This window comes from Jeongeupia chitinilytica, assembly GCF_014652315.1.
Classification (GTDB): domain Bacteria; phylum Pseudomonadota; class Gammaproteobacteria; order Burkholderiales; family Chitinibacteraceae; genus Jeongeupia; species Jeongeupia chitinilytica.
Window position 1 is genome coordinate 203,232 of sequence record NZ_BMYO01000004.1, and the last position, 21,918, is coordinate 225,149.

Consider the following 21,918-nt stretch of genomic DNA (forward strand, 5'->3'; position numbering starts at 1 on the left):
CATGTCGACCCGACTCAAACGCACCGCATACGGTCTGGGGACCGCCGGCCTCGCGCTCATGGGCTTTGCAATGGGGGCGCGCTGGTCGGCATCGCACCAGCCGGCCCCCCCGCCAGCACAGCACTATGCCGTCGTGCAGGCCAGCGCCAACCTGATTCCCGGTCAGCCCGTGACCGTCGAACAGGTGCGGACAAGCCAGCAGCCCGTCGCAATGCCCGGAGCCCTGACCACGGCCGAAGCCGCGATCGGCCGCCTGCCTGCACACAGCATCAGCGCCGGTGCCGTGCTCACGGAAGGCGACTTTTCGGTGCCCGGTTTTGCCGAAATGCTCGGGCCGGAAGAGCGCGCGCTGGCGCTGGCGGTCGACGAGGTCAAGGCGGTCGGCAACCGGCTCCAGCCGGGCGATCGTGTCGATGTTTACGTGGCGCTGCGACGCGACGACCAGGAAGTACTGCACAGCGAGGCCAACCGGCTGCTGTCCGACATCCGCGTGCTTGCCTTCGGCCCCAAGGCCGTCGGCGCCAGGAACGAGCCGGCGCTCCCCGCCGGCAATGATGGCGGGCAGAACGACAAGGCCCGTTCTGCGGTACTGGCCGTTCCGGCGGGCTCGGTCGGCGACCTGATTCTCGGCCAGCAGCATGGCCAGCTGACGCTGGTATTGCGGGCGCCCGGTGCGACAACCGATACCGCAGCCGTACGCACCGTGGCCGAGCTCGCCGGCTCGCCGACGCGCGCCTTGCCGCTGCGCACGGTCGCCCCCCCGCCGGTCCGGCAGGTTGCCACGGCCGAGCGCGCCGCGCCTGTCCAGGCAGCACAGAACAACAACGAATCCGGCGTGGAGGTGATCCGTGGCAAGGGACAACCATAACGGCCTGATGCTGGCCTGCACCGGACTGATGCTGGTTGCCGCGGTCGCACACGCCGACGAGGGCACGCTGAGCATCCACGTCGGCGACATGCAGGTTGTGCCGATCCAGAAGCTGCAGCGGGTCGCCGTCGCCAACCCGAACATCGCCGATGTGCTCACCCCCAAACAGCGGGACAGCCTGCTGGTCGAGGGGCGAACGCCCGGTGAAACCACCATTCTGCTCTGGCAGCAGGGTCAGTCTCAGCCGCGGCGCATCAACGTCAAGGTCAGTGCGCGCGCGCCGAGCGACACCAGCCCCGGCGTGAACTGGCACAGCGACGGCAGTCGCCAGATGCTTGACGGCGAGATCGACGACGTTGCCCGGCACAGCCAGTTTGTCGGCGGGCTCGGCAAGGACATCAACGACCGGACCGTGCTGCCCTCCGGCGGCGCGGTACAGGTCGACATCCGTGTCGTCGAGTTCTCGCGGCACACGCTGGCCGCGGTCGGGCTCAACCTCAGCGTACTCAAGACCAGCTCGGGCTTCTCGTTCGGTTCGTTCACGCCGGGTTCGCTCAACAAGGTAACGCAGAACGGCGATCTGCTGAACTTCGACAGCTCGGCGCCGATTGCCTCGGCCTTCAACCTCATCGCCCGCAAGGTCACCGGCAACTGGGACATCAGCGGCGCGCTCAGCCTGCTCGAATCGAACGGCTACGTGCAGGTGCTGGCCGAGCCGAGCCTGGTCGCGCTGTCCGGCCAGACGGCCACCTTTCTCGCCGGCGGCGAACTGCCGATCCCGGTCGCGCAGACACTGGGGACGGTGTCGATCGAATGGAAGAAGTTCGGTATCGGCCTCGCCTTCTCGCCGACGGTGATCAACAAGCAGCGCATCGCCCTCAAGGTCGCACCGGAAGCCAGCGAGCTCGACTATTCGCGCGCCATCCTGCTCAACGGCACCGCCGTACCGTCGGTGGTCACGCGGCGCGCCGACACCACGGTCGAACTCGGCGACGGCGAGAGCTTCGTCATTGGCGGACTGGTGTCGCGCAACCTGCGCAAGAACGTCGACAAGGTCCCCGGCCTTGGCGACATCCCGATTCTCGGCGCCTTCTTCAAACGGCTCGAGGACGAGCGCGAGGATCGCGAACTGCTGATCGTTGTCACCCCCCATCTCGTTTCGCCGATCGCCCGCGACGCCAGCAAGCCGCCGCTGCCCGGCGAAAACAGCGGCATCACCACTTCGATCTGGCAGCTCTGGCTGGTCGGCCTCGGCAAGGATCGGCAACTCACGGGGTTCTCGCAATGAACATGGCCCAGACACCGCTCGGCTCCGCCATCGGCAGTGGCGCCTACACCTTCCTGCTGTATTCGGACGACACGCTGCTGGCCGACCGGCTCGACCGTGCCCTGACGGCAATCGGCGTCGTGCTGTCGCGCCATGGCGATATCGGCGACCTGATCCGCGAAGTCAGCCTGCTCGGCCCGGATGCGGTGCTGCTGGTGTTCGACGAGCACAGCACGCAATCGCACGACGTCGCCAAGCAGCTGGCCGAGTTCTATCCCTCGCTCGCGCTGATCGGCGTCGGCACACCGACCGAAGCCGCGATGCACTCGGCACTCAAGGCCGGGGTCGAGGAGTTCATCGATGTCGGCAACCTCGCGCTGGCCAGCAGCATCGTCTACGACACGCTGTGCCAGCACGACGACGGCCAGCCGCAGCAGAACGGCTGCCCGCTGATTGCCCTCGTCGGCGCACGTCAGGGCATGGGCACCAGCAGTGTGGCGACCGAGCTGGCTCTGCGCATGAAGGCCAGGCTCGGTGACGATGAAGTGCTGCTGCTCGATTGCGGTGCGCCGGTACGCGATTGCAGCCTTTACCTCGGCCTCGAGCCGGAACTCGACATGCTCGGCGCCGTACACAATCTGGCCCGCTTCGACCGGATGATGCTGCAGACGGCGTTTTCCCGCCATGCACAGGGGCTCGCCGTCCTGCCGCTGCCTGCCGGCATCGAGGAACGCAACGAGATCGGAACCGCCGACGCCTTGCGGCTGTTCCGGATCCTGCGTTCGTACTTCCGTGTCGTCGTCGTCGACCTCGGCTTCAGCCCCGATCCCTTGCTCGCGCAGCATCTGGTGCGCAGCGCCGATTCCGTGCTGCTGGTGTGCGAACAGGGCATCAGCGGCCTCAAGGCCAGCCTCGACTACCTGAGCCAGTGCGAGGCGGCCGGTTTCGGCACGTCGAACTGGCGGGTGGTCATCAACCGCTATGCCGGCGATCGCGCCGTCAACGCCGAACACCTGGCCCACCGCTTCGGCCTGCCACTGGCCGCCGTGCTACCGCACGATGCGGCCGCGCTCAACGATGCGCAGAGTTTCGGCAAGCCGCTGTCGTCGCAGGGTAAACTCGGGCGGGAGCTGGATTCCCTGGCAACACAGCTACTCGCCGAACTCGGGCTCGGTGGTGGTGGCAAGCACGCCGAATCGCTGAGCTTGCGCCTGTCCCGGCTGTTCGTGAAAACGGAAACGGCATGACCGCATCGACCAGCGGCTTTCTCGGCAGCCCCGAGTTCGAGCGCATCCAGTACGCGGCGCACGATTTCCTGATCGACCGGATCACCGAGCTCGGCAGCAGCTTTGCCGACTGGCCGCGAGACCGCTTGATCCGGGTGGTGCGGCAGGAGGTCAGCCTCTTCGTCGCCAGCCGGCAGGTGGCGATCAACGAGCGCGAAGTCACCGCCATTGCCGATGCGCTGATCAAGGAGCTGATCGGCTACGGCCCCATCGAGGACCTGCTCAACGACGACTCGGTCGAGGACATCCTCATCAACGGCCCGCACTCGGTCGTCGTCTCGCGCCGCGGCGTGCTGACCAAGGAGGCGGTGCGCTTCCGCGACAACGAGCATCTGGTCGGCTTCCTGCGTCGCCTGCTGGCGCCGCTCGGCCGGCGGCTCGACGAATCGAGCCCGATGGTCGATGCCCGCCTGCCCAGCGGCGGCCGCCTCAATGCCATCATCCCGCCGCTTGCCGTCGATGGTGCTGCAGTCTCGATCCGCAAGTTCCACAGCGGCTTCTACACCGGCGAGCGGATGGTCGAGGCCGGCGCACTGTCGCCCGAATTGCTCGACTTCCTCGCCTATGCCGTCCGCCAGCGCTGCAACCTGCTGGTGATCGGCGGAACCAGCAGCGGCAAGACGTCGATGCTGAACGTGCTGTCGAATTACATCCCGGCCGGCGAGCGCGTCATCACGATCGAGGACACCGCCGAGCTCGACCTGCAGCACCCGCACGTCGTGAAGCTCGAAAGCCGGCCTGGCGGCTATGAAGGTGCCGGACAGGTGACGATTCGCGATCTGGTGCGCAACAGCCTGCGCATGCGCCCCGACCGCATCGTCGTCGGCGAAGTCCGCGGCGCCGAGGTCCTGGAAATGCTTCAGGCCATGAGCACCGGCCACGACGGTTCGATGGGCACGCTGCATGCCAGCTCGGCGCTCGACGCGCTGTACCGGCTGGAAATGCTCGCCGGTTTTGCCGGTTTCACCGGCAGCGATCTGAGCCTGCGGCGCCAGGTGGCCAGTGCCGTCGACCTGATCGTCCAGGTCGGCCGGCTGGCCGACGGTCGCCGGCGCATGCTCGCGGTCACCGAGGTCACCGGCATGAATCAGGACATGGTGGCGATGCAGGAACTGTTCCGCTATTCGGCGTCGCCGGCGCCGCACTGGGAGCGCACCGACGCGCGCATCCACAACGGCAAGCTGCTCGCCTGGGAGCGCATCCATGCTTAGCCTGCTCGTGCTCGCCGGCATCCTCTGCCTCGGTGGTGCCGCAGCCTGCCTCTGGCTGATCGACCGGCGCGAGCGCGTGCTGCAGCGGCGTCTGGCCCGTCGCGGCCAGACGGGCGACCCGGCACTGCCGACCCGCAGCGTCCGGGCCCGCTGGCAGCTCTGGCTGCTGGCGCGACAGGACGAGCTGCCGCGCTACTGGGCCGCGTGGCTGCTGCTGTTGCCGTTGTCCGGCCTGATCGCCCAGCACCTTTTGGCCGGTCCGGCCGGGCTCATCGCTGCCGCCCTGGCACTGGCGCTGCTGGTCGGGCTGCAGGCCTATCGCGCGGCCCAGCAACGCCAGCGCGCCATCCTGCAACTGCCGGCACTGCTCGACGGACTCGCCCGGCTCGCCTCCGTCGGCCAGAGCCTGCCGCTGGCCTTCGGCAAGATTCTGGACGACACGCCCAGCCCCCTCGCGAAGATGCTCCAGCGGGCGCAGGCGCTGCACTCGGCCGGGATCGAACTCGATGCGGCGCTGCGGCAAGTGGCCACGTCGTACCGGATCAGCGAATTCAACCTGCTGGCCGCCGCGATGAAGGTGGCGATGCACTACGGCGGGCAGCCGGAAAAACTGGTCAACCGCATCGCGACGGTGCTGCGCGCGCGACAGGCAGCGCACGAGGAGCTGCTGGCGCTGACCTCGGAAGTCCGGCTGTCGGCCTGGGTGCTCGGTCTCGCACCGCTGGCCATCGGCGTGGTGATGGGCATGCTGAACCGCGATTACATGAGCGTGCTGTTCAACGATCCGAGCGGGCAGCGGATGCTGATGGTCGTCGTGGTCCTGCAGGTCTTCGGCGCATTCTTCCTTTACCGGCTGGCCAAGCGCGTCTAGGAGTGACCGACATGCTCAATGCCGTTTTCCTGCTCGCCTGGATCTTCCTGTTGCTGGCCGTCGTGCTGACCGGACTGGTCCTGGTCCGCGACCTGCGCATCGAACGCCAGCTGTTCCAGCGCCTGCCACTCCGCGCCAGCCCGGTGCAGTCCGAACGGCGCTCGCGGCTCAGCAGGCTGGCCCGTCGGCTGGTGCAGGATCCGCAAGCACTGCGCCACATGCAGCCGACCCGCAAGCTCCTGTCCGCCGCGGGGTTCCGGAACGAAACCGACTACTACAACTATCTCGTTTTCCGCATCGCACTGCCGGTACTGCTCGGTGCGCTTGTCGTGGCCGTGCTCGGCGTGCAGCACAATTTCACGCTGCTGGGCGCGGCCGGCGCCACCATCGTCGGCGTCCTGTTGCCCGAGCGCCTGTTGCGCATCCGGGTCCGCCAGCGCGTGACCTCGGCCAGCAAGGAACTGCTGCTGCTGATCGACCTGCTGCGCATGCTGCAGGGGTCGGGCATGGGCGTCGGCCAGTCGCTGCTGGTCGTTGCCGACGAATTCCGCCTGGTACTGCCGGTGCTGGCACCGGAACTCGCATTGGCCAACCAGCGCTATCAGGGCGGCCGCGACCGGCGCGAATCGCTCGAACCGCTTGCCACCCTGTTCGCGTCCGCCGACTTCTCCGCGCTGGCGCAACTGATGGACCGGCTCGAACGCTATGGTGGAGCCGCCGAAGAGCCGCTGGCCAAATTCGGGGAGCGGCTGCTCGAACAGCAGCGCATGCAGTTGAAAACGCTGATCGGCCAGCTCACCGTCAAGATGACCGGTGTGATGGTGCTGTTCATGTTTCCGGCGCTGTTCATCCTCCTGGCCGGACCCGGCATGCTCTCGCTCGTCCACACCCTGCAACACGCCGGAGGCCGCTGATGATCCGCCCCCTCGCCCCGCTTCTTGTCATCGCGCTCGCAGCGTGCGCCCAGAATCCGCAACAGGCGCAGCAGCAGATGCTCGACAATCAGGCCCGGCTTGCGGCAACGCAGCCACCGGCCAAAACGGCCGACGCGCGCGGCACCTATGTCGCGCTGGTCTCGACGCTGCTCGAGCAGAACTCGAACTATGCCGCGCTTTCCCACCTCGATGCGCTGGAAGGCAAATACGGCACCGACCCGCAAACACAGCTGCTGCGCGCCCGGGCCGAGCGGGCCACGGGCAACACCGACGCCGCACTGCGCCACTACGAACAACTGCTGCAGGGGCCGCAGCGTGCCGCAGCCGAGCACGGCCTTGCGCTGATCTACGCCGGCCGTCAGCAGTGGGACGAGGCCCGGCGCCACTTCGACGCCGCCAGCCACGATGCGCCAACCAATCCCTTCATCTGGAATGACCTCGGCTATCTGGCGCTGATGCGCGGTGACTGGGACACCGCGGCGCAAGCACTGTCGCGCGCGGTCGAACTCGCGCCGAACGAACCGCGCTTCCGCGCCAACCTCGCCCTGTACCGGCAGCTCAGCACCGGCGCCGTCGATCCGGACATCCCCACCGAGGTCGCCCTGCGCATCCAGGGCGAAGCGCGGTTGTGGCAACAGCCGGCCGACGGTCTGCAACTGGCGCAGACGCTGAGCCCCACGCCTTAGGAGAACACGATGAAATACTGGCCCCTGTTCGTCCTCCTCGCATCGGCAAGCGCACTCGCCGACGAGCCCGAATACCGTATCGGTGACGCCACCCGTGCCTGGCTCGCCCTTCAGGTCAGCGGCACTGCCGCATCGCCGCTGCCGGCGCGCTCCGAAGAGGCAGTCAAGGCCTATCAGCGCTACCAGAAGAGCTTCGAAACACCGATGCCGGGTGTCGACGTCAGCGATGTAAAGACTAGCGGGACTCGCTGATGTACAAGGAACGCGGCGGCATGATCATTGCCGTTGTCGGCCTGCTGATGCTGGCCGTAGCCGCGCTCGGTGCCATCGACATCGGCCGGATCTATGCCGAACGCAGAGAGTTGCAAAAGGTCGCAGATATGGCGGCGATGGCCGCAGCGCAATCGTTGTTCCGCAATCCGCAAGCGGCAGCGCTCGCGAGCGCCAACGGTAACGGCTTTACGCCGGATGCAACCCGCACACTGAGCTTGACCACCGGACACTGGCAGCCCGGTCAGACCGGCGCACTCCCGGCGAGCCCCGTTGACGCGGCCCGCGTCGTTGTAAGCAATACGGCATTCAAGCTGTTTTTCATCCCCGGTACTCAGTTGGTCAATGCCGAGGCCACGGCGATCAGTAGTGCCAGTGCAGCCTTTTCCGTAGGCAGCGGATTGGCAAAAATAGATAGCACCAAACGCAGTGCGCTGAACACGCTGTTCACCACGCTGCTCGGCAAGCCTATTTCATTGTCGGTCGCCAGTTACCAAACTCTCGCCGACGCCAGTCTTTCGGTAGGTCAGCTGGCCACCGCGCTTGCTGTTGGCAGCTACGACCAGCTGGTCGGCACGCAGGTCAGCTATGAACAGTTGCGACTCGCCGCGATCAGCGCATTGAATACCCAAAGTCCTGCCACCGCATCGTTGCTTCAAACGCTCAACCTCTCCGGTAGCGGCGGCAACTTCAAACTCATCGACACCCCCTCACAACCGGGGTTGCTCAGCCTCGGTCTCGCCGACAAGACGACCGCCATGAACGCCCAGATCAATGTCCTGAATCTTCTCAACACTGCACTTCAGCAATCGAGTCAGAGCCATTTTCTGGATCTGGGACAACAGATCAATTTGCCGCTGGGCGTCGTTACGGTCACTGCCGACCTCGGCCTGACGCTGATCGAACCACCGGTGCTGGCCGTTGGCCAACCCGGCAAGGACAGTCAGGGCAACTGGCGGACCCAGGCGCAGACTGCGCAAACCCGGATCGGTCTGGTTCTGGGAATCAAACCGGCACTGCTGCCGCAAATCGACGTACCGTTAACGCTGACCGTCGCAAGCGCAACTGCATGGCTGGAATCGGTCCAGTGCACCAGCGGTGGCGCGGCGGATGTCGTCATCGGCGTCAAACCAAGTGTCGCCTGCCAAGGGGCCGGCAACTGCCTTGGCGGCCCGGCCGGCAGTCTGAGCTTCCATGTGAGCAGCAACGCCGACCTGCCGACCGACCCACCCATGAGTTACTACGGCGGCGCAGGTCTCGGGACCTTGTCGTCGTTTCTCAGCGGTACGCTGAGCAGCGTCCTCGGTGCATTGGGTGGCGTTGTGGGTGGCCTGCTCGGTGTGATCCTCTCCCCGCTGACCATGGCGCTCGATCCGGTCATCACCAACCTGCTCAATACACTGGGCGTTCGCCTCAACTATGCCGACGTCACACTGATCAATGTCCAGTGCGGGGGAAGCGGATTGGTGAACTGATCACCCCTCGTGCATCAGCGCCTTGCGCATCCGCCGCAATCCCAGCGCCACCAGCAGGGCGACGACCGGAATCGCGATGCCGGTCACCAGTTCCGGGTTGACGTGTACGCCGAGCGTCTTCAGTCCCTTGGCGGCATAGCCGACCAGGCCGACCGTGTAATAGGTGATCGCCGCGACCGACAATCCTTCCACCGTTTCCTGCAGCCGCAGTTGCAGGTGGGCGCGCTTGTCCATCGATTCGAGCAGCGCCTGGTTCTGCTTTTCGTGGGTGATGTCGACTCGGGTGCGCAGCAGCGACGAGGCCCGCGCAACCCGTGCCGCAAGCACGCGCTGGCGGCGGGCAACCGATTCGCAGGTTTCCATGGCCGGGCCGAGCCGGCGCTCGACGAATTCGTGGAAAGGCTGCACGCCCTGGATGCGCAGCTCACGCAGTTCGCCGACCCGGCGGCGTACCAGTTCGTAGTAGGCATGCGCCGCGGAAAAACGGTAGTCGGTCAGCGACAGTGCACTTTCGATCCGCGCAGCAAGCTTGGTCAGCCGGTCGAGCAAGGCCGGTTCATCATCCTGACGCGCACTCGACATCGCCGTGGTCAGCTCGGCGAGTTCACGGTCGGCGTCGTTCAGTTCGGGCGAAATGCTCTTGGCGACCGGCAGCGCCAGAAACGCCAGCATCCGGTAGGTATCGATCTCGAACAGTCGCTGCAGCATCCTCCCGGCCTGGCGCCGGCCCATGCTGTGGTCGATGACGAGGCAGCGGGCAAAGCCGTCGGCATGGATGCGGAAATCGGTGCATGCGGTGCCGCTGCCCTCGCCGATCTGCGCACCGATCAGGTCGTGACCACCGAAGTAGCGTGCGCCGATTTCTTCGAGCGGCACCGGCAGATCGGCATCGGCCAGCAGCACCGCATGCGTCGCCAGCAGCACGTTGCCGGGCAGTTGCGCCAGCCAGTCGGCCGGCAATAGCGAGAGCGCACTGTCGGCAAACGGTTCGCCGGTCGCGCCGTAGCGCGAAAACGTGAACGACGAGAACTCGGTATGCCGCGCCCACTTGAAGCGCAACGGCCCCAGGTCGACCGAGAAGTGCACCTGGCCGGCCTCCGGCGCCGCAGCGCCGAACCAGGCGCACAGTTCACCGACCAGCCAGCGCTCCTGCTCGGCCGAGACGTTGCGGTTCAGGTAGGCGATATAGCTGACCTGCCCCGGCGTGGTTGCCGGCTCGAACGGCCGTGCATGGGCTTCGTCGTTCAGCAGGCGGCGCTGCGGGTATTCGTTGAGCCTGATGTCCGGGGCCATCGTCCGTCTCCGTTCGGTTCATCCGTCGATCATAACGCCGGCGGCATGACGCTGGTGCGGCGCAACAAGCGGTGATTCCCCTATTGCAACGCCGGCATCGTAGCGCTACCGGTCCGGTGTCGCCGCGCCATTTGACGGGAGATTGACGGCCTCTGACGACGCGCCAAAACCCGGCCAGAGTCCGGTCAGGCGGCCCATGGCGAAGTGACAGACAAAACGGGGCAAAACCCGGCCTTCGCGACCGTCGGTCTTGTCTCGCCGAAGCAGCGGAAAACACCGCGGCAGCCGCTGTAAGGTGCTGCATAGACTGAATCAAGCACGCACGCTCCAGCCCCGATCCGACCGGTCCGCACGTGTCCGCGGTGTCGCGCAGGGCCGGCAACCGCCAGTTCGAAACCGATAATGCTGCCTCCCGCCCTTGCCGTCGCACTGCGACCTGCCGGCAGCCGCGGCACCCTGCCGCGTAGGGGGTTGAGATGCGTATCCTGCTGATGCTGTCATTCTGCTCGGCGCTGGCCGCGGCCGCCGGTTCCGGCGTCGATGCCTACCGCCATGGCGACTACCCGGAGGCGGCACGCCGCTTCGAGGCCGGCGCACGCGCCGGCGACACCACAGCGCAGTACAACGTCGCGATGCTGCTGCTCAACGGCGAAGGCATCGCCCGCGACGACGAGGCCGCAGTACGCTGGCTGCGATTTGCGGCCGAATCGGGCTCGGCGCCGGCCCAGTTCGCGCTCGGCCGGCTGTATGAACAGGGCCGCGGCGTGCCCCGGTCGCTGACCGAAGCCACCCGCTGGTTCGAGCGGGCGGCGCGGCAGGGCCACACCGATGCCCAGGTCAATCTGGCGACGCAGTACTTTCTCGGCCGGGGCGCGCCACTCGACATGCGCCGGGCCGCACGCTGGTACGAGCGGGCGGCCGAAGGCGGCAACATCGGCGCACAGTACATCGTTGCAACGCTGTACGAGCGCGGCGACGGCGTGCCGCGCGATCTGGGCCAGGCCTGGCACTGGTACCGGGCGGCAGCGCTGCAGGGCGATCCGGCGGCAGCCATCCGCGCCCGCGACCTTGGCCAGCGCATCGTCGACCGCGCGCAGTACGCGGACTAGCCGTTCAGTTCATCCAGCACTCGCGCTGCCGGTAGGCCCCCGGTGACATGCCGGTGACGGTGCGGAATGTCCGGCTGAAATGGCTGGGGTTGTCGTAGCCGACCCTCGCCATCACGTCGCCGACCGGGATCAGCGTATCGCGCAGCAGCTGCGAGGCCGCACGCATCCGCAGCGTGACGACATAGGCGCGCACGCTGTGGCCGGTATGCGCACGGAAACCGTCGTTCAGCGTCGTGCGGTTGCAGCCGGTGATCCTGGCCAGTGCGTCGACGGTGAAGGTTTCGGCGTAATGGTCGTGCACCCACTGCAGCGCACGGGCGATGCGCGCGTCGGCGGGCAGCAGCGGCGCCGGATCGCTGGCCTCCCAGCTCGCGCGCAGGCCGAACAGCAGCCCGATCCACGCCGCACGGGTCCGGCACGGCCAGCGCGGGTCGTCCTGGCTGGCGAGCAGTGCGCGCATTTGCGCCAGTGTAGATGCCGTCTGCGCGGCCATGGCCGGCGACAGCGCCATGCAGCGGCGCAGCGGCGAAGTGCAGACGAACGGATCGAGCACGTCGGCATCCTGCATCGCCGTACCGACGTAAGTGCCGGCACGCAGGGCCGCCGGCTCGAAGGCATCGTTGACCACGCCGGGATGGAACACGACGCTGTCGCAACGCAGGCCCCGGGCGGCGTCGAATGCCGGTCGTAGCGTTTCGTCGAGCAGCAGTGCCGCCGGTGCGGCGACCAGCTGGCTGGCGCCGCCGATGCTCACCCGGGCCGAGCCGGCCGAGACGAAGCAGAAGGCGAAACGGTCGACGTCGGCCGGCGGTGGCGGCGGGCCGTCGCGCACGGCCAGCGGCATCAGCCTCGGGCCGAGAAAATGCCGGAAACCGGCGGTCCAGAGCGGGGATTCATCCATGCCGGAAGCATAATCCGCCCTCCCGGCATCGGCGACGGCAGCGGCATGCATTTCGGCGACAGCGCAACGGCGGCAAAAAAAAAACGCCGTCCCGGAGGACGGCGTTTGCGAGCGAGAGACGGCGCTCAGCGGCCGATCGCGAGGCGCAGCGCCAGCGCGATGCCTTCGGCCGCCTGGGTGATTTCCTTCAGCGATGGGAAGCTCGGCGCGATGCGGATGTGCGCATCCTTCGGGTCCTTGCCGTACGGAAAGGCCGCTCCGGCCGGGGTCAGCGTGATGCCGGCGGCCTTGGCCAGTTCGACGGTCTGCTTGGCGAAACCGTTCGGCGTCACCAGATCGATGAAGTAGCCGCCCTTCGGGTAGGTCCAGCTCACGCCTTCGATACCGCCGAGGATGGCTTCGAAGCGCTCGAGCACGGCGTCGAACTTCGGCGTGAGGATGTCGCGGTGCTTGACCATCAGCGCTTCCAGACCGGCACGGTCCTGAAGGAAACGCACGTGGCGCAGCTGGTTGACCTTGTCCGGACCGATGCTGCGGATGCCCGACTTCTTGGTCCACCAGGCGATGTTGTCGGCCGAGCTGGCCACGGCGGCCAGACCGGCGCCGGCGAAAGTGACCTTCGACGTCGACGCGAAGACCCACGCGCGGTTGGCGTTGCCGGCAGCGGCGCAAGCGTCGATCACGTTGGCGTTGACGATGTTTTCGGCCGTCAGGTGGTGGAAGCGGTAGGCATCGTCCCACATCAGGATGAAGTCCGGTGCAGCGGTCTTCATGGCAGCCAGACGGCGGACGGTTTCGTCCGAGTACACCACACCGCCCGGGTTGCTGTACTTCGGCACGTTCCACATGCCCTTGATGCTGGCATCCGACGCGACGAGACGCTCGACTTCGTCCATGTCCGGACCGGTCTCGAGCATCGGCACGTTGATCATGCGGATGCCGAGCGCTTCGCAGATCGCGAAGTGACGATCGTAGCCCGGCACCGGGCAGATGAAGGCCGGGTTCTGGCCCGCCCAGGGCGCATGGCCGGGCTGGCCGTAGACCACACTGTAGATCAGCACATCGTGCATCAGCGACAGGCTGGCGCTGCCGTCGACGACGACCTGGCCGGCCGGGACTTCGAGCAGGCTGGCGAACAGCGCGCGCGCTTCGGCCACGGTGCCGCCGTAGTTGCGGGTGTCGGTGCCGTCAGCGGTCTTGAAACCGTCGAGCGCGCCGAGCAGCGGCAGCGACAGATCGAGCTGCTCCGGTGCCGGCTTGCCGCGCGACATGTCGAGTTTGAGACCGAGTTCCTTGAACGCCTGATACTTCGCCTGCACATCCGCCAGATTCATTGCTTGCCCCACGGGTTGAGATACCGGACAACCGTCGTCCGTGAAAAAACACGATTTTATGCCGATTTTCGGGGAACCGCACCCGCCGCCCGGCTCCCCGACGCCCCTTTTCTCGCCGATTCGTTTGCGCTGGACTAAACTGTCGCGCCTTTTCCCCTTTCCACCACACGGAACCGCCATGGCGCTCAAGGCCACGATCTACAAAGCCGAACTCAATATCGCCGACATGGATCGCGGTTATTACGAGACCCACGCCCTCACCGTGGCCCAGCATCCGTCGGAAACGCCGGAACGGCTGATGCTGCGTCTGGTGGCCTTTGCACGCCACGCCAGCGAGACGCTGGCCTTCGGCAAGGGCATCAGCGACGACGAGGAACCGGCGCTGTGGCAGAAGAACCTCGTCGACGAGATCGAGGTGATGATCGAGCTCGGCCAGCCCGACGAAAAGCGCATCCGCCGCGCCGCACAGCGCGCCGGCGAGGCCTGGGTCTACGCTTACGGCGGCCCGCGTTTCGCCGACACCTGGTGGGCGCCGATGGCCGGCGGCTTTACCCGGTTCGACAACCTGCACGTGCTGGCCATCGACAACGACACGCTCGCCGCACTCGGCGCCATGGCCGAACGGACGATGCGCCTGCAGGTGACGATCCAGGACGGCCAGCTCTGGCTCAACGACGAAAAGACCACGCTGCTGGTCGAGTTCGACACGCTCAAATAGAAGGAGCGGCTTGCGCCGCCCCTGCTTACCGCGACGCCAGCAGCGCGGCGAGCGTGGCGCCGAACTCGGGGCCGGCTTCCGGGTTGCGGCCGGTGACGATCTTGCCGTCAACGACGACCCGTTGCTCCAGATACGTCGCACCGCCCGCCTTCAGCACGCCGAATGCCGATTGCAGCGGGTAGGCGGTGGCATTTTTGCCCTTGAGCAGCCCGGCCTTGGCGAGCGCACCCGGTGCCATGCAGATCGCCGCGACAATCTTGTCGGCCCTGGCGGCGTTCTGCACCAGTTGGTGCAGCGGCGCGTCATCCCACAATTCGAGCGCCGAGCCTTCGCCGCCAATGATCGCCACCGCGTCATAGTCGCCAGCCTTGGCGTCGGCGATTTTCAGGTCGGGCTTGATCTGCAGCGACGTGTCGGTCCACGCCGGGTCGAGCCCGGTACTGGCAACGACGATCTTGTTGCCGGCCTTCTCGAGTGCCGCGCGCGTGTCGGTGTACTCGGATGCCTTGACCTTGTAAGACGCGACGACCAGCAGCACGCGCTTGCCGGCGTCGGCGGCATGCCCCGGCAAACTCAGCATCAGGCCCAGCATGGCCGGCAAGCAGATTTTTTTCAGCATGACGTTTACTCCCTCGGATGGACGAGGCCCCACGATAGGCGCGGCCCAAGCCGCGTCACAGCGCCGATCGGCACGATGATTGTGCAAAACGGCAATATCAGCGCAGCCAGCCGTACGTGTCGCGGTACTGCGTCGGCGTCATGCCGGTGCCGGCGCGGAAGGCGCGGGAGAAATGACTCTGGTTGTCGTAGCCGACCCGGCCGACGATCTCGGCCACTGGCAGCGCCGTTTCGCGCAGCAGCCGCGTCGCCATCGCCATGCGCAAGGCGATCACGTAGCTGCGCACGCTTTGGCCGACCCGCTCGCGGAAATGCCGGTTCACCGAGGTGCGATTGCTGCCGACCCAGCGCGCCAGATCGTCGAGCGTAAACGCACTCGCAAAGCGCTCATGCACCAGCAGCAGCGCCTGGTCGAGCCGCGATGCCTCGCCCGCCAGTGCCGGCGTCGGAGTTTCGGCCTGCAGCCGCAACACGAACAGCAGTTCGATCAGAAAGGCGCGCGTCCGGCACGGCCAGTTCCACTCGTCCTGCGTGCGCGCCTCGCGCTCGAGCTGGCGCAATCCGTCGCGCACCCGCAGTGCGGCCGCCGGCGACAGCGCCAGCAGCGTCGCCCCGGCCAGGAACGGCCCCAGCAGGTAGAGATCGCGCCGGGTACTGTCGGACAGGCTGGCCGTCTCGCCCCGCACGGTGGCCAGGTCGAATGCGGCATTGACCGCGAGCGGGTGAAAATACACGGTCACGCAGCGCAGCTGCTGCGCCTGCTGCACGCGCGGGCGGGTCCGCTCGTCGAGCAGGACGACCATCGGCGCAGAAACCAGTGTCGATACGCCGGCACACTCGATCAACGCCGAGCCGGCCTCGATCAGGCTGAGCGCAAAGCGCGGCTCGTCCGGCTCGGCCGCCCGCCACGCGCCGGCATGCTCGACCCCCAGCGCCAGCCGGAGCCCCGGATGGATCACCTGCCCGGTGAGCCAGTGCGGCGTAAGGACATCGGCATCGACCGGCTGGCTTAGGTGGATTTCGGGCATTGAGCGGATTCCGGCAACAGGATGCCCCGATCATAAGCAGCGGATGCCCCGCCGTCAGCGCAACACGTCGGCGCCGGCCGGGACGTCTTGCGACCTATTGCGTCGTGGCCAGATACGCCGGCGTGCCGATCAGCCGGTCGACCGTGACGAAGTCGTAACCCTGTTTTTTCAGCGCCGGAATCAGCATGTCGACGGCCTCGACCGTGCCGGCCCGGTTGCCGCCACCGTCGTGCATCAGCACGATGGCCTCCGGGTGCACCGTGTTCATCACCGTGTTGTACAGCGCGTTGGCGGCGCCGAGCCGCTGCGCGACGTACCAGTCCTGCGTGTCGATCGACCACAGGATCAGCTTCTGCCGCCTGGCGGCGAGCAGCGCGATCTGGCTGTCGTCGATGAAGCCGTAGGGTGGGCGCAGCAGTGCCGGCACGACGCCGAGCTTCTCCTTGAAGATGCGCTGGCTGCGACCGAACTGCCCGTCCCACAGCTGCGCCGGGGTCAGCCCGGTCAGGTACGGATGGTCGTAACTGTGATTGGCGATCGTGTGACCGGCCTTCAGCGCGGCGCGCGCGGTCTCCGGCGCCGTCTCGACCTGGGCGCCGAGGAAGAAGAACGTCGCCTTGACCTGATGCTTGTCGAGCACCTTGAGCAAGGCCGTCGTGTAGCTGCTCGGGCCGTCGTCGAAGGTCAGGGCGATGCGCCTGGTGTTGTGCAGGCCTTCAAGGTAATACGTGCCGCGATAGCGTGCGGCCTGGTCCTCCAGCCGTTTCAGCGGCACCTGGTTCCAGCCCTCGATGAAACCGGTGCGCACCTTCTGCACCGGTTTTTCATCGGCCGGAATCGGCGCGGCATGCACCATGGCCGACAGCAGCAGACCCAGCACGCAGGGCAGAATGTTCATTGTCGCCTCCACTTGGATTTCCCTGCGACTCTAGCCCGCAAGCCACGCGACCGGGATGTGCCGATGACAGCGGGACTGTGCGTATCGGCAATGCGCGCCGGACGGCACGGCAAACGCGCGGATCACGGGCCCGGTCGTGCGGCGCCGGCGAGCCTTGCCACCAGCTCCCCGATATAGCGCCGCATCGCCTGCACCCGCCGGCTCGCCTTGAGGTCGCGGTGATACACGAGCCAGAGGTCGCGCCCGGCCGGCACCGGCGTGCCGGGTACCGGCCGAAGCAACGGATCGGCATCACCGAGAAACCGCGGCAGCATCACCAGCCCGAGGCCGGACCGTGCCGCCGCGTACTGCGCCTGCAGGTTGTTGGCGCGCAGCAGCGGTTCGCGGCCGCCGAACTGTCCGACCAGCCAGTTGCCCATCGAGTAATGGGCCCAGGATTCGTCCCAGGTCATGTACGGCATGGTGCGCCAGTCCGGATGTGCGCTCAGCAGCGCAGGCGCCGCATACAGGCCGAAGTACACCTTGCCGAGCGCATGGGCGATGTAGTCGGTGCCGATGACCGGAGCGTCCGGCTCCATCATCCGCAGCGCCAGGTCGGCTTCGCGCCGGCTCAGGTCGGCGAGATGGCGGCTGACCACCAGCTCGACCTGCGCCCGCGGATGCCGTGCGGCAAAACCGGCGAGGTTCGGTGCCAGCAGGTGGTTGCCCAGCGTTTCCGACGTCGCCACCTTGATCAGCCCCGAGACCGCGTCCCCCAGCCCGCCCCGCTGGCGTTCGACCGCCTGTGTCGCGCGCTCGACCTCGGCCACCTGCCCGAACAACGCACTGCCTTCGTCGGTCAGCAGGTAACCGCGCTGCTGGCGCATGAACAGGCGCACGCCCAGCCGTGCCTCGAGCGCGTCGACATGCCGCGACACCGTCGATGCGCTGGTCCCCAGAACCTGCGCGGCCGGCGTCAGCCCGCCGCCACGTGCGACGGCGAGGAAGAACTTCAGGTCGTTCCAGTCGAGTTCATTTTCCATATCCGGAAAACCGTTTTCCAAACACTCGAATATCGTTTCGATTACGGAAAATTATACTCGACTCATCGTCGCATGACGCCGTACCGGAGTCCGAGCATGAGTACCACCTATCTCAAACTGGCGCTGACCGCCTTCTTCTGGGGGCTGATGTTCCACCTGGCCAAATACACCGTGGCCTTCATGTCGCCGCTGGCGATCGGCGGCTGGCGCTTCCTGTCCGCCGGGCTGCTGCTGGCGCCGCTGGTGTACTGGCGCGAAGGGCTGGACTGGACCGGACTGCGCCGCAACGTGCTGCCGCTGCTGGCGATGGCGGCGGTCGGCATCTGCGGCTTCAACATCGCGCTGTTCTACGGCCTGCATTGGACATCGCCGGTCAACGGCGCACTGATCATCGCGCTGAGCCCGGCACTGACCGTGCTGCTGTCGGCACTGTTGAACCGCGATGCCGTCAGTTCCCGCCAGCTGGGCGGACTGGCGCTCGGGCTGGCCGGCGTGGCCACGGTCGTCAGCCACGGTTCGCTGCCGGCACTGCTAGCGCTGTCGTTCAACCGTGGCGATGCGCTGGTGTTCGGCGCCGCGCTGGCGTGGTCGGTCTACTCGACGATTCCGCGCCGCTTCGTCCGCGGGCTGGCGCCGCTGCAGATCTCGGCAGCAACGATCGCCGGCGGCGGGTTGCTGATGAGCGGGGTTGCCCAGTTCGCCACCGCCGACTTCTACATGATTCCGCCGGCCACCGTGATTGCGGCCATCGGGGTGATGAGCGTGTTCGGTTCGGCGCTTGCCTACATCTGGTGGAACGACGGCGTGGCGCGCATCGGTGCGGCCCGGGCGGCGATGTTCATGAACCTGGTGCCGATCTTTGCCGGGCTGATCGGCGTCGCCCTCGGCCAGCCGCTCAGCGGAGCCCAGCTCGCCGGTACGGTGCTGGTAATCGGAGGCGTGCTGTTGTCGTCGAACCGCGCAGCACCGAAGCCGGTGCCGTTGGCTGCCTGCCCGGCGCGCTAGCACCGTTCAGAAAAACACCGCCAGCCACACCGTCGCCGCCGCCGTGTACGTGACCCGGTGGCGGCGGTGCGGCGCGATCAGCACGTGATCGCCGACGCCGAGTTCGACATCCGCCGCCTCGTCCTCGAAGCGCAACCGGGCACTGCCCTGCAGCACGACGACCCACTCGGACTCGGTCTGGTCGTACCAGAAGCCTTCGGGCGAAGTCTGGCCGTTCGAGACGATGCGCTCGATCCGCACCGGGCCGGCGCCGGCAAGCGTTTCGAACAGTTCCTCCGAAAGGTCACGAGGCACATCGGCAAACAGGTTCGGCATGTTTAGTCCTTCGGCCTTTTCGCCAGCCACGTATCGAGCGCGCGACCGAACGCCTGCCGGTCGCCCTGGTTCAGCGCCGAATGCCCGCCGGTCTCGACACCCGAGTCGCGCAGCCCCTGCATGAAATCGCGCAACGAAAGCCGCTCGCGGATGTTTTCCAGCGTCATCCTTTCGCCGCGCGGGTCGAGCACCTGCGCGCCCTTGGCGATCACGTCGGCGGCCAGCGGAATGTCGGCGGTAATGACCAGATCGCCGGCCACGACGCGGGCGACGATCTCGTTGTCGGCCACGTCGAAACCCTTGGGTACCTGCAGCGCGGCGATCCACTTCGACGGCGGCACGCTCAGCAACTGGTTGGCGACGAAAACGGTACGAATCTGCGCACGCTCGGCGGCACGGCAGAGGATTTCGCGGATGACCTTGGGGCAGGCGTCGGCGTCGACCCAGATTTGCATGACGGCATCCTTGACGGATCGTGGGTGGAAAGCCGGTCATTTTACCTTGCCGTCCAGCGCTATCCCGATGAAAAACAAGAAAAATTCCGGATTCATCGCGGCGAAATCTGCGAAAATGGCCGATTAGCCAGATTGCCGGTCATCATGAATTCCGTTCCAACGCCGATTTTCGATTACGCCCCCCAGCGCCGCGCCAGGCCGGCGCCGTTCCTGCCGATGAGCCGCGCCGAAATGGCTGCGCTCGGCTGGGACGAATGCGACGTGATCCTGGTGACCGGCGACTGCTACATCGACCACCCGAGCTTCGGCATGGCGCTGGTCGGCCGGCTGCTCGAGTCGCAGGGCTACAGGGTCGGCATCATCAGCCAGCCCGAGTGGGACAGCGCCGAGCCGTTCAAGGCGCTGGGCAAGCCGAGGCTGTTCTTCGGCATCACCGCCGGCAACATGGATTCGATGATCAACCGCTACACCGCCGACAAGCGCCCGCGTTCGGACGACGCGTACACACCCGACGCAGTCGCCGGCCGCCGGCCCGACCGCGCGGTGACGGTGTATTCGCAGCGTTGCCGCGAGGCCTTCCCGGGCGTGCAGATCATGGTCGGCTCGATCGAGGCCAGCCTGCGCCGGATCGCCCAGTACGACTACTGGAGCGACAAGGTTCGCCAGTCGGCCATCGTCTACGCCAAGGCCGACATCCTCCTGTACGGCAACGCCGAACGCGCGCTGGTCGAAGTCACCCACCGCGCCGCGGCCGGTGAAAAGCTCAAGGACATGCGCGACATCCGCGGCACGGCCTTCATGACCGGCCACGGCTGGATGCCGGCACGCGACTGGCACGTGCTCGACTCGACCACCGTCGACACCCCGGGCCGCGTCGATCCGCATCCGGATCCGTACGCGATGGAAGAAGAAAAACAGGCCGGCGCGGCCTGTGCCACCGGCGGCGACGCCGATGCACCGAAGCCCATCCGCCTCGTCAGCAAGGCCGAGCGCATCGCCGCCAGGCAGGCCGAACGGCAGAAGACCGTGGTGCGGATTCCGGCCTACGAGGCCGTCGCCCACGACCCGGTGCTGTACGCGCACGCCAGCCGCACGCTGCATCTGGAATCCAACCCGGGCAACGCCCGTGCGCTGGTGCAGCAGCACGGCGAGCGTGACGTGTGGATGAACGCGCCGCCGGTGCCGCTGACCACGCCGGAAATGGATTACGTCTACGGCCTGCCGTACGCACGCAATCCGCACCCGAGTTACGGCAAGGCGCACATCCCGGCGTGGGAGATGATCCGCTTCTCGATCAACATCATGCGCGGCTGTTTCGGCGGCTGTACCTTCTGCTCGATCACCGAGCACGAAGGCCGCATCATCCAGAGCCGCTCGGAGCAGTCGATCCTGACCGAGATCGAGGAAATCCGCGACAAGACCGATGGTTTCAAGGGCCACATTTCCGACCTCGGCGGCCCGACCGCCAACATGTACCGGCTGGCGTGCAAGGACGAAAAGATCGAGCACAGCTGCCGGCGTTTGAGCTGCGTCTACCCGGGCATCTGCGAGAACCTCAACACCGACCACTCGCACCTGATCCAGCTGTACCGCAAGGCGCGGGCGATTCCGGGCGTGAAGAAGATCACCATCGGCTCGGGCCTGCGTTACGACATCGCGGTCGAATCGCCCGAGTACATCAAGGAGCTGGTCACCCACCATGTCAGCGGCTACCTGAAGATCGCGCCCGAGCATACCGAAGACGCGCCGCTCAGCAAGATGATGAAGCCGGGCATCGGCGCGTTCGAGAACTTCAAGCGCCTGTTCGAGAAGTACAGCAAGGAAGCCGGCAAGCAGCAGTACCTGATCCCGTACTTCATCGCCGCCCACCCGGGCACGGCCGACGAGGACATGCTGAATCTGGCGCTGTGGCTGAAGAAGAACAACTTCAAGCCCGACCAGGTGCAGGCGTTCACGCCAACGCCGATGGCGCTGGCGACGACGATGTGGCACACCCGCCGCAACCCGCTGAAGAAGCTCGGCCGCAGCTCGGAAAAGGTCGACGTGATCCGTGACGGCTATCGCCGCAAGCTGCACAAGGCTTTCCTGCGTTTCCACGATCCGGAAAACTGGCCGATCCTGCGCGAAGCGCTGATCAATATGGGCCGCGCCGACCTGATCGGCAACGCACCGCACCACCTGATCCCGCGCGAAGCCGCCGGGGAAAAACGCAGCCACGCCGCACCACGCGGCGCCCAGCCGGTAGCGCAAGCCGCCAAACCGCGTGTCCCGGCCGGGGCACGCAAGGTCGTGCTGCCGGGTCAGGGCAAGGGCAAAAAGACCCACGGCAAGGCGCGCAGCGGCCGCTGATGGC

The 21,918-nt window shown here is 66.7% G+C and carries 22 protein-coding genes; 13 read left to right on the forward strand and 9 right to left on the reverse strand.

Annotated features, from left to right (window positions below; all coding sequences use genetic code 11):
* The first annotated feature begins 1 nt into the window (after nucleotide 1).
* Genes cpaB through IE097_RS08875 form a run of 9 tightly spaced genes read left to right on the forward strand, consistent with a single transcriptional unit; the run spans nucleotide 2 to nucleotide 8,869 of the window.
* Nucleotides 2-868, forward strand: coding sequence for a Flp pilus assembly protein CpaB (gene cpaB, locus IE097_RS08835; protein WP_189459914.1), 867 nt, complete (start codon nucleotides 2-4; stop codon nucleotides 866-868).
* The gene (locus IE097_RS08840; protein WP_229797502.1) at nucleotides 849-2,156 is read left to right on the forward strand and encodes a type II and III secretion system protein family protein; all 1,308 of its coding nucleotides are present in this window, start codon (nucleotides 849-851) and stop codon (nucleotides 2,154-2,156) included. Before cpaB ends, IE097_RS08840 begins: the two co-directional genes overlap by 20 nt.
* Nucleotides 2,153-3,382: a CpaE/TadZ family protein gene (locus tag IE097_RS08845; protein ID WP_189459915.1), complete on the forward strand. Its 1,230-nt coding sequence runs from the start codon at nucleotides 2,153-2,155 to the stop codon at nucleotides 3,380-3,382. The genes IE097_RS08840 and IE097_RS08845 overlap by 4 nt, the downstream gene beginning before the upstream one ends.
* Complete coding sequence (locus IE097_RS08850; RefSeq protein ID WP_189459916.1) at nucleotides 3,379-4,632, forward strand: TadA family conjugal transfer-associated ATPase; 1,254 nt, start codon at nucleotides 3,379-3,381, stop codon at nucleotides 4,630-4,632. The genes IE097_RS08845 and IE097_RS08850 overlap by 4 nt, the downstream gene beginning before the upstream one ends.
* The gene (locus tag IE097_RS08855) at nucleotides 4,625-5,503 is read left to right on the forward strand and encodes a type II secretion system F family protein (RefSeq protein ID WP_189459917.1); all 879 of its coding nucleotides are present in this window, start codon (nucleotides 4,625-4,627) and stop codon (nucleotides 5,501-5,503) included. Before IE097_RS08850 ends, IE097_RS08855 begins: the two co-directional genes overlap by 8 nt.
* Before the next feature lie 11 nt (nucleotides 5,504-5,514).
* Nucleotides 5,515-6,417 (forward strand): type II secretion system F family protein, encoded by a 903-nt coding sequence (locus IE097_RS08860; RefSeq protein WP_189459918.1) that lies wholly within the window; start codon nucleotides 5,515-5,517, stop codon nucleotides 6,415-6,417.
* Nucleotides 6,417-7,124, forward strand: coding sequence for a tetratricopeptide repeat protein (locus IE097_RS08865; protein WP_189459919.1), 708 nt, complete (start codon nucleotides 6,417-6,419; stop codon nucleotides 7,122-7,124). The genes IE097_RS08860 and IE097_RS08865 overlap by 1 nt, the downstream gene beginning before the upstream one ends.
* Nucleotides 7,125-7,133: 9 nt before the next feature.
* The gene (locus IE097_RS08870; RefSeq protein WP_189459920.1) at nucleotides 7,134-7,376 is read left to right on the forward strand and encodes a DUF3613 domain-containing protein; all 243 of its coding nucleotides are present in this window, start codon (nucleotides 7,134-7,136) and stop codon (nucleotides 7,374-7,376) included.
* Entirely contained in the window at nucleotides 7,376-8,869 is a 1,494-nt protein-coding gene (locus tag IE097_RS08875; RefSeq protein ID WP_189459921.1) for a pilus assembly protein TadG-related protein, read from the forward strand. Before IE097_RS08870 ends, IE097_RS08875 begins: the two co-directional genes overlap by 1 nt.
* Here IE097_RS08875 and IE097_RS08880 read toward each other — a convergent pair whose 3' ends face one another.
* Nucleotides 8,870-10,162 carry a DUF3422 family protein gene (locus IE097_RS08880; RefSeq protein WP_189459922.1) on the reverse strand — a complete coding sequence of 431 codons (1,293 nt, stop codon included), beginning with the start codon at nucleotides 10,160-10,162 and terminating at the stop codon, nucleotides 8,870-8,872.
* A 476-nt stretch (nucleotides 10,163-10,638) separates the two neighbouring features.
* On the opposite strand from IE097_RS08880, the gene IE097_RS08885 reads away from it, so the two are divergent.
* Entirely contained in the window at nucleotides 10,639-11,271 is a 633-nt protein-coding gene (locus tag IE097_RS08885) for a tetratricopeptide repeat protein (protein WP_189459923.1), read from the forward strand.
* A gap of 4 nt (nucleotides 11,272-11,275) precedes the next feature.
* Here the strand turns inward: IE097_RS08885 and IE097_RS08890 are convergent, their stop codons facing one another.
* Together IE097_RS08890 and IE097_RS08895 are read right to left on the reverse strand one after the other, a co-directional pair.
* The gene (locus IE097_RS08890) at nucleotides 11,276-12,172 is read right to left on the reverse strand and encodes a helix-turn-helix domain-containing protein (protein ID WP_189459924.1); all 897 of its coding nucleotides are present in this window, start codon (nucleotides 12,170-12,172) and stop codon (nucleotides 11,276-11,278) included.
* 125 nt (nucleotides 12,173-12,297) lie between these two features.
* Nucleotides 12,298-13,506, reverse strand: coding sequence for an aspartate aminotransferase type Ic (locus tag IE097_RS08895; RefSeq protein WP_189459925.1), 1,209 nt, complete (start codon nucleotides 13,504-13,506; stop codon nucleotides 12,298-12,300).
* A 178-nt stretch (nucleotides 13,507-13,684) separates the two neighbouring features.
* Between IE097_RS08895 and IE097_RS08900 the strand changes: the two genes are divergently transcribed.
* Nucleotides 13,685-14,224 carry a YaeQ family protein gene (locus tag IE097_RS08900; RefSeq protein WP_189459926.1) on the forward strand — a complete coding sequence of 180 codons (540 nt, stop codon included), beginning with the start codon at nucleotides 13,685-13,687 and terminating at the stop codon, nucleotides 14,222-14,224.
* 25 nt (nucleotides 14,225-14,249) lie between these two features.
* Here the strand turns inward: IE097_RS08900 and IE097_RS08905 are convergent, their stop codons facing one another.
* From IE097_RS08905 to IE097_RS08920, 4 genes are all read right to left on the reverse strand, one after another.
* The gene (locus IE097_RS08905; protein ID WP_189459927.1) at nucleotides 14,250-14,843 is read right to left on the reverse strand and encodes a DJ-1/PfpI family protein; all 594 of its coding nucleotides are present in this window, start codon (nucleotides 14,841-14,843) and stop codon (nucleotides 14,250-14,252) included.
* Nucleotides 14,844-14,940: 97 nt separating this feature from the next.
* The gene (locus IE097_RS08910) at nucleotides 14,941-15,870 is read right to left on the reverse strand and encodes a helix-turn-helix domain-containing protein (protein WP_189459928.1); all 930 of its coding nucleotides are present in this window, start codon (nucleotides 15,868-15,870) and stop codon (nucleotides 14,941-14,943) included.
* 94 nt (nucleotides 15,871-15,964) lie between these two features.
* Nucleotides 15,965-16,768, reverse strand: a complete 804-nt coding sequence (locus IE097_RS08915) for a polysaccharide deacetylase family protein (protein WP_189459929.1) — start codon at nucleotides 16,766-16,768, stop codon at nucleotides 15,965-15,967.
* Nucleotides 16,769-16,890: 122 nt separating this feature from the next.
* A complete protein-coding gene (locus IE097_RS08920) occupies nucleotides 16,891-17,790 on the reverse strand; it encodes a LysR family transcriptional regulator (protein WP_189459930.1) in 900 nt (299 codons plus the stop codon).
* A gap of 96 nt (nucleotides 17,791-17,886) precedes the next feature.
* On the opposite strand from IE097_RS08920, the gene IE097_RS08925 reads away from it, so the two are divergent.
* Complete coding sequence (locus tag IE097_RS08925; RefSeq protein WP_189459931.1) at nucleotides 17,887-18,795, forward strand: DMT family transporter; 909 nt, start codon at nucleotides 17,887-17,889, stop codon at nucleotides 18,793-18,795.
* Nucleotides 18,796-18,801: 6 nt separating this feature from the next.
* On the opposite strand, the gene IE097_RS08930 is transcribed toward IE097_RS08925, so the two are convergent.
* The gene (locus tag IE097_RS08930; RefSeq protein ID WP_189459932.1) at nucleotides 18,802-19,110 is read right to left on the reverse strand and encodes a cupin domain-containing protein; all 309 of its coding nucleotides are present in this window, start codon (nucleotides 19,108-19,110) and stop codon (nucleotides 18,802-18,804) included.
* Nucleotides 19,111-19,112: 2 nt separating this feature from the next.
* Entirely contained in the window at nucleotides 19,113-19,565 is a 453-nt protein-coding gene (locus IE097_RS08935; protein ID WP_189459933.1) for a YaiI/YqxD family protein, read from the reverse strand.
* 144 nt (nucleotides 19,566-19,709) lie between these two features.
* Between IE097_RS08935 and IE097_RS08940 the strand changes: the two genes are divergently transcribed.
* The gene (locus IE097_RS08940) at nucleotides 19,710-21,914 is read left to right on the forward strand and encodes a YgiQ family radical SAM protein (RefSeq protein WP_189459934.1); all 2,205 of its coding nucleotides are present in this window, start codon (nucleotides 19,710-19,712) and stop codon (nucleotides 21,912-21,914) included.
* Nucleotides 21,915-21,918 lie beyond the last annotated feature (4 nt).

What these genes read in the sequence shown, in the direction of transcription:
- IE097_RS08900 (WP_189459926.1), top strand. Translation starts at nt 13,685, where the DNA reads ATGGCGCTCAAGGCCACGATCTACAAAGCCGAACTCAATATCGCCGAC.
- IE097_RS08915 (WP_189459929.1), bottom strand. Translation starts at nt 16,768, where the DNA reads ATGAACATTCTGCCCTGCGTGCTGGGTCTGCTGCTGTCGGCCATGGTG.
- IE097_RS08940 (WP_189459934.1), top strand. Translation starts at nt 19,710, where the DNA reads ATGAATTCCGTTCCAACGCCGATTTTCGATTACGCCCCCCAGCGCCGC.
- cpaB (WP_189459914.1), top strand. Translation starts at nt 2, where the DNA reads ATGTCGACCCGACTCAAACGCACCGCATACGGTCTGGGGACCGCCGGC.
- IE097_RS08865 (WP_189459919.1), top strand. Translation starts at nt 6,417, where the DNA reads ATGATCCGCCCCCTCGCCCCGCTTCTTGTCATCGCGCTCGCAGCGTGC.
- IE097_RS08910 (WP_189459928.1), bottom strand. Translation starts at nt 15,870, where the DNA reads ATGCCCGAAATCCACCTAAGCCAGCCGGTCGATGCCGATGTCCTTACG.
- IE097_RS08890 (WP_189459924.1), bottom strand. Translation starts at nt 12,172, where the DNA reads ATGGATGAATCCCCGCTCTGGACCGCCGGTTTCCGGCATTTTCTCGGC.
- IE097_RS08930 (WP_189459932.1), bottom strand. Translation starts at nt 19,110, where the DNA reads ATGCCGAACCTGTTTGCCGATGTGCCTCGTGACCTTTCGGAGGAACTG.
- IE097_RS08885 (WP_189459923.1), top strand. Translation starts at nt 10,639, where the DNA reads ATGCGTATCCTGCTGATGCTGTCATTCTGCTCGGCGCTGGCCGCGGCC.
- IE097_RS08855 (WP_189459917.1), top strand. Translation starts at nt 4,625, where the DNA reads ATGCTTAGCCTGCTCGTGCTCGCCGGCATCCTCTGCCTCGGTGGTGCC.
- IE097_RS08875 (WP_189459921.1), top strand. Translation starts at nt 7,376, where the DNA reads ATGTACAAGGAACGCGGCGGCATGATCATTGCCGTTGTCGGCCTGCTG.
- IE097_RS08935 (WP_189459933.1), bottom strand. Translation starts at nt 19,565, where the DNA reads ATGCAAATCTGGGTCGACGCCGACGCCTGCCCCAAGGTCATCCGCGAA.
- IE097_RS08845 (WP_189459915.1), top strand. Translation starts at nt 2,153, where the DNA reads ATGAACATGGCCCAGACACCGCTCGGCTCCGCCATCGGCAGTGGCGCC.
- IE097_RS08860 (WP_189459918.1), top strand. Translation starts at nt 5,515, where the DNA reads ATGCTCAATGCCGTTTTCCTGCTCGCCTGGATCTTCCTGTTGCTGGCC.
- IE097_RS08880 (WP_189459922.1), bottom strand. Translation starts at nt 10,162, where the DNA reads ATGGCCCCGGACATCAGGCTCAACGAATACCCGCAGCGCCGCCTGCTG.
- IE097_RS08905 (WP_189459927.1), bottom strand. Translation starts at nt 14,843, where the DNA reads ATGCTGAAAAAAATCTGCTTGCCGGCCATGCTGGGCCTGATGCTGAGT.
- IE097_RS08925 (WP_189459931.1), top strand. Translation starts at nt 17,887, where the DNA reads ATGAGTACCACCTATCTCAAACTGGCGCTGACCGCCTTCTTCTGGGGG.
- IE097_RS08870 (WP_189459920.1), top strand. Translation starts at nt 7,134, where the DNA reads ATGAAATACTGGCCCCTGTTCGTCCTCCTCGCATCGGCAAGCGCACTC.
- IE097_RS08920 (WP_189459930.1), bottom strand. Translation starts at nt 17,790, where the DNA reads ATGGAAAATGAACTCGACTGGAACGACCTGAAGTTCTTCCTCGCCGTC.
- IE097_RS08895 (WP_189459925.1), bottom strand. Translation starts at nt 13,506, where the DNA reads ATGAATCTGGCGGATGTGCAGGCGAAGTATCAGGCGTTCAAGGAACTC.
- IE097_RS08850 (WP_189459916.1), top strand. Translation starts at nt 3,379, where the DNA reads ATGACCGCATCGACCAGCGGCTTTCTCGGCAGCCCCGAGTTCGAGCGC.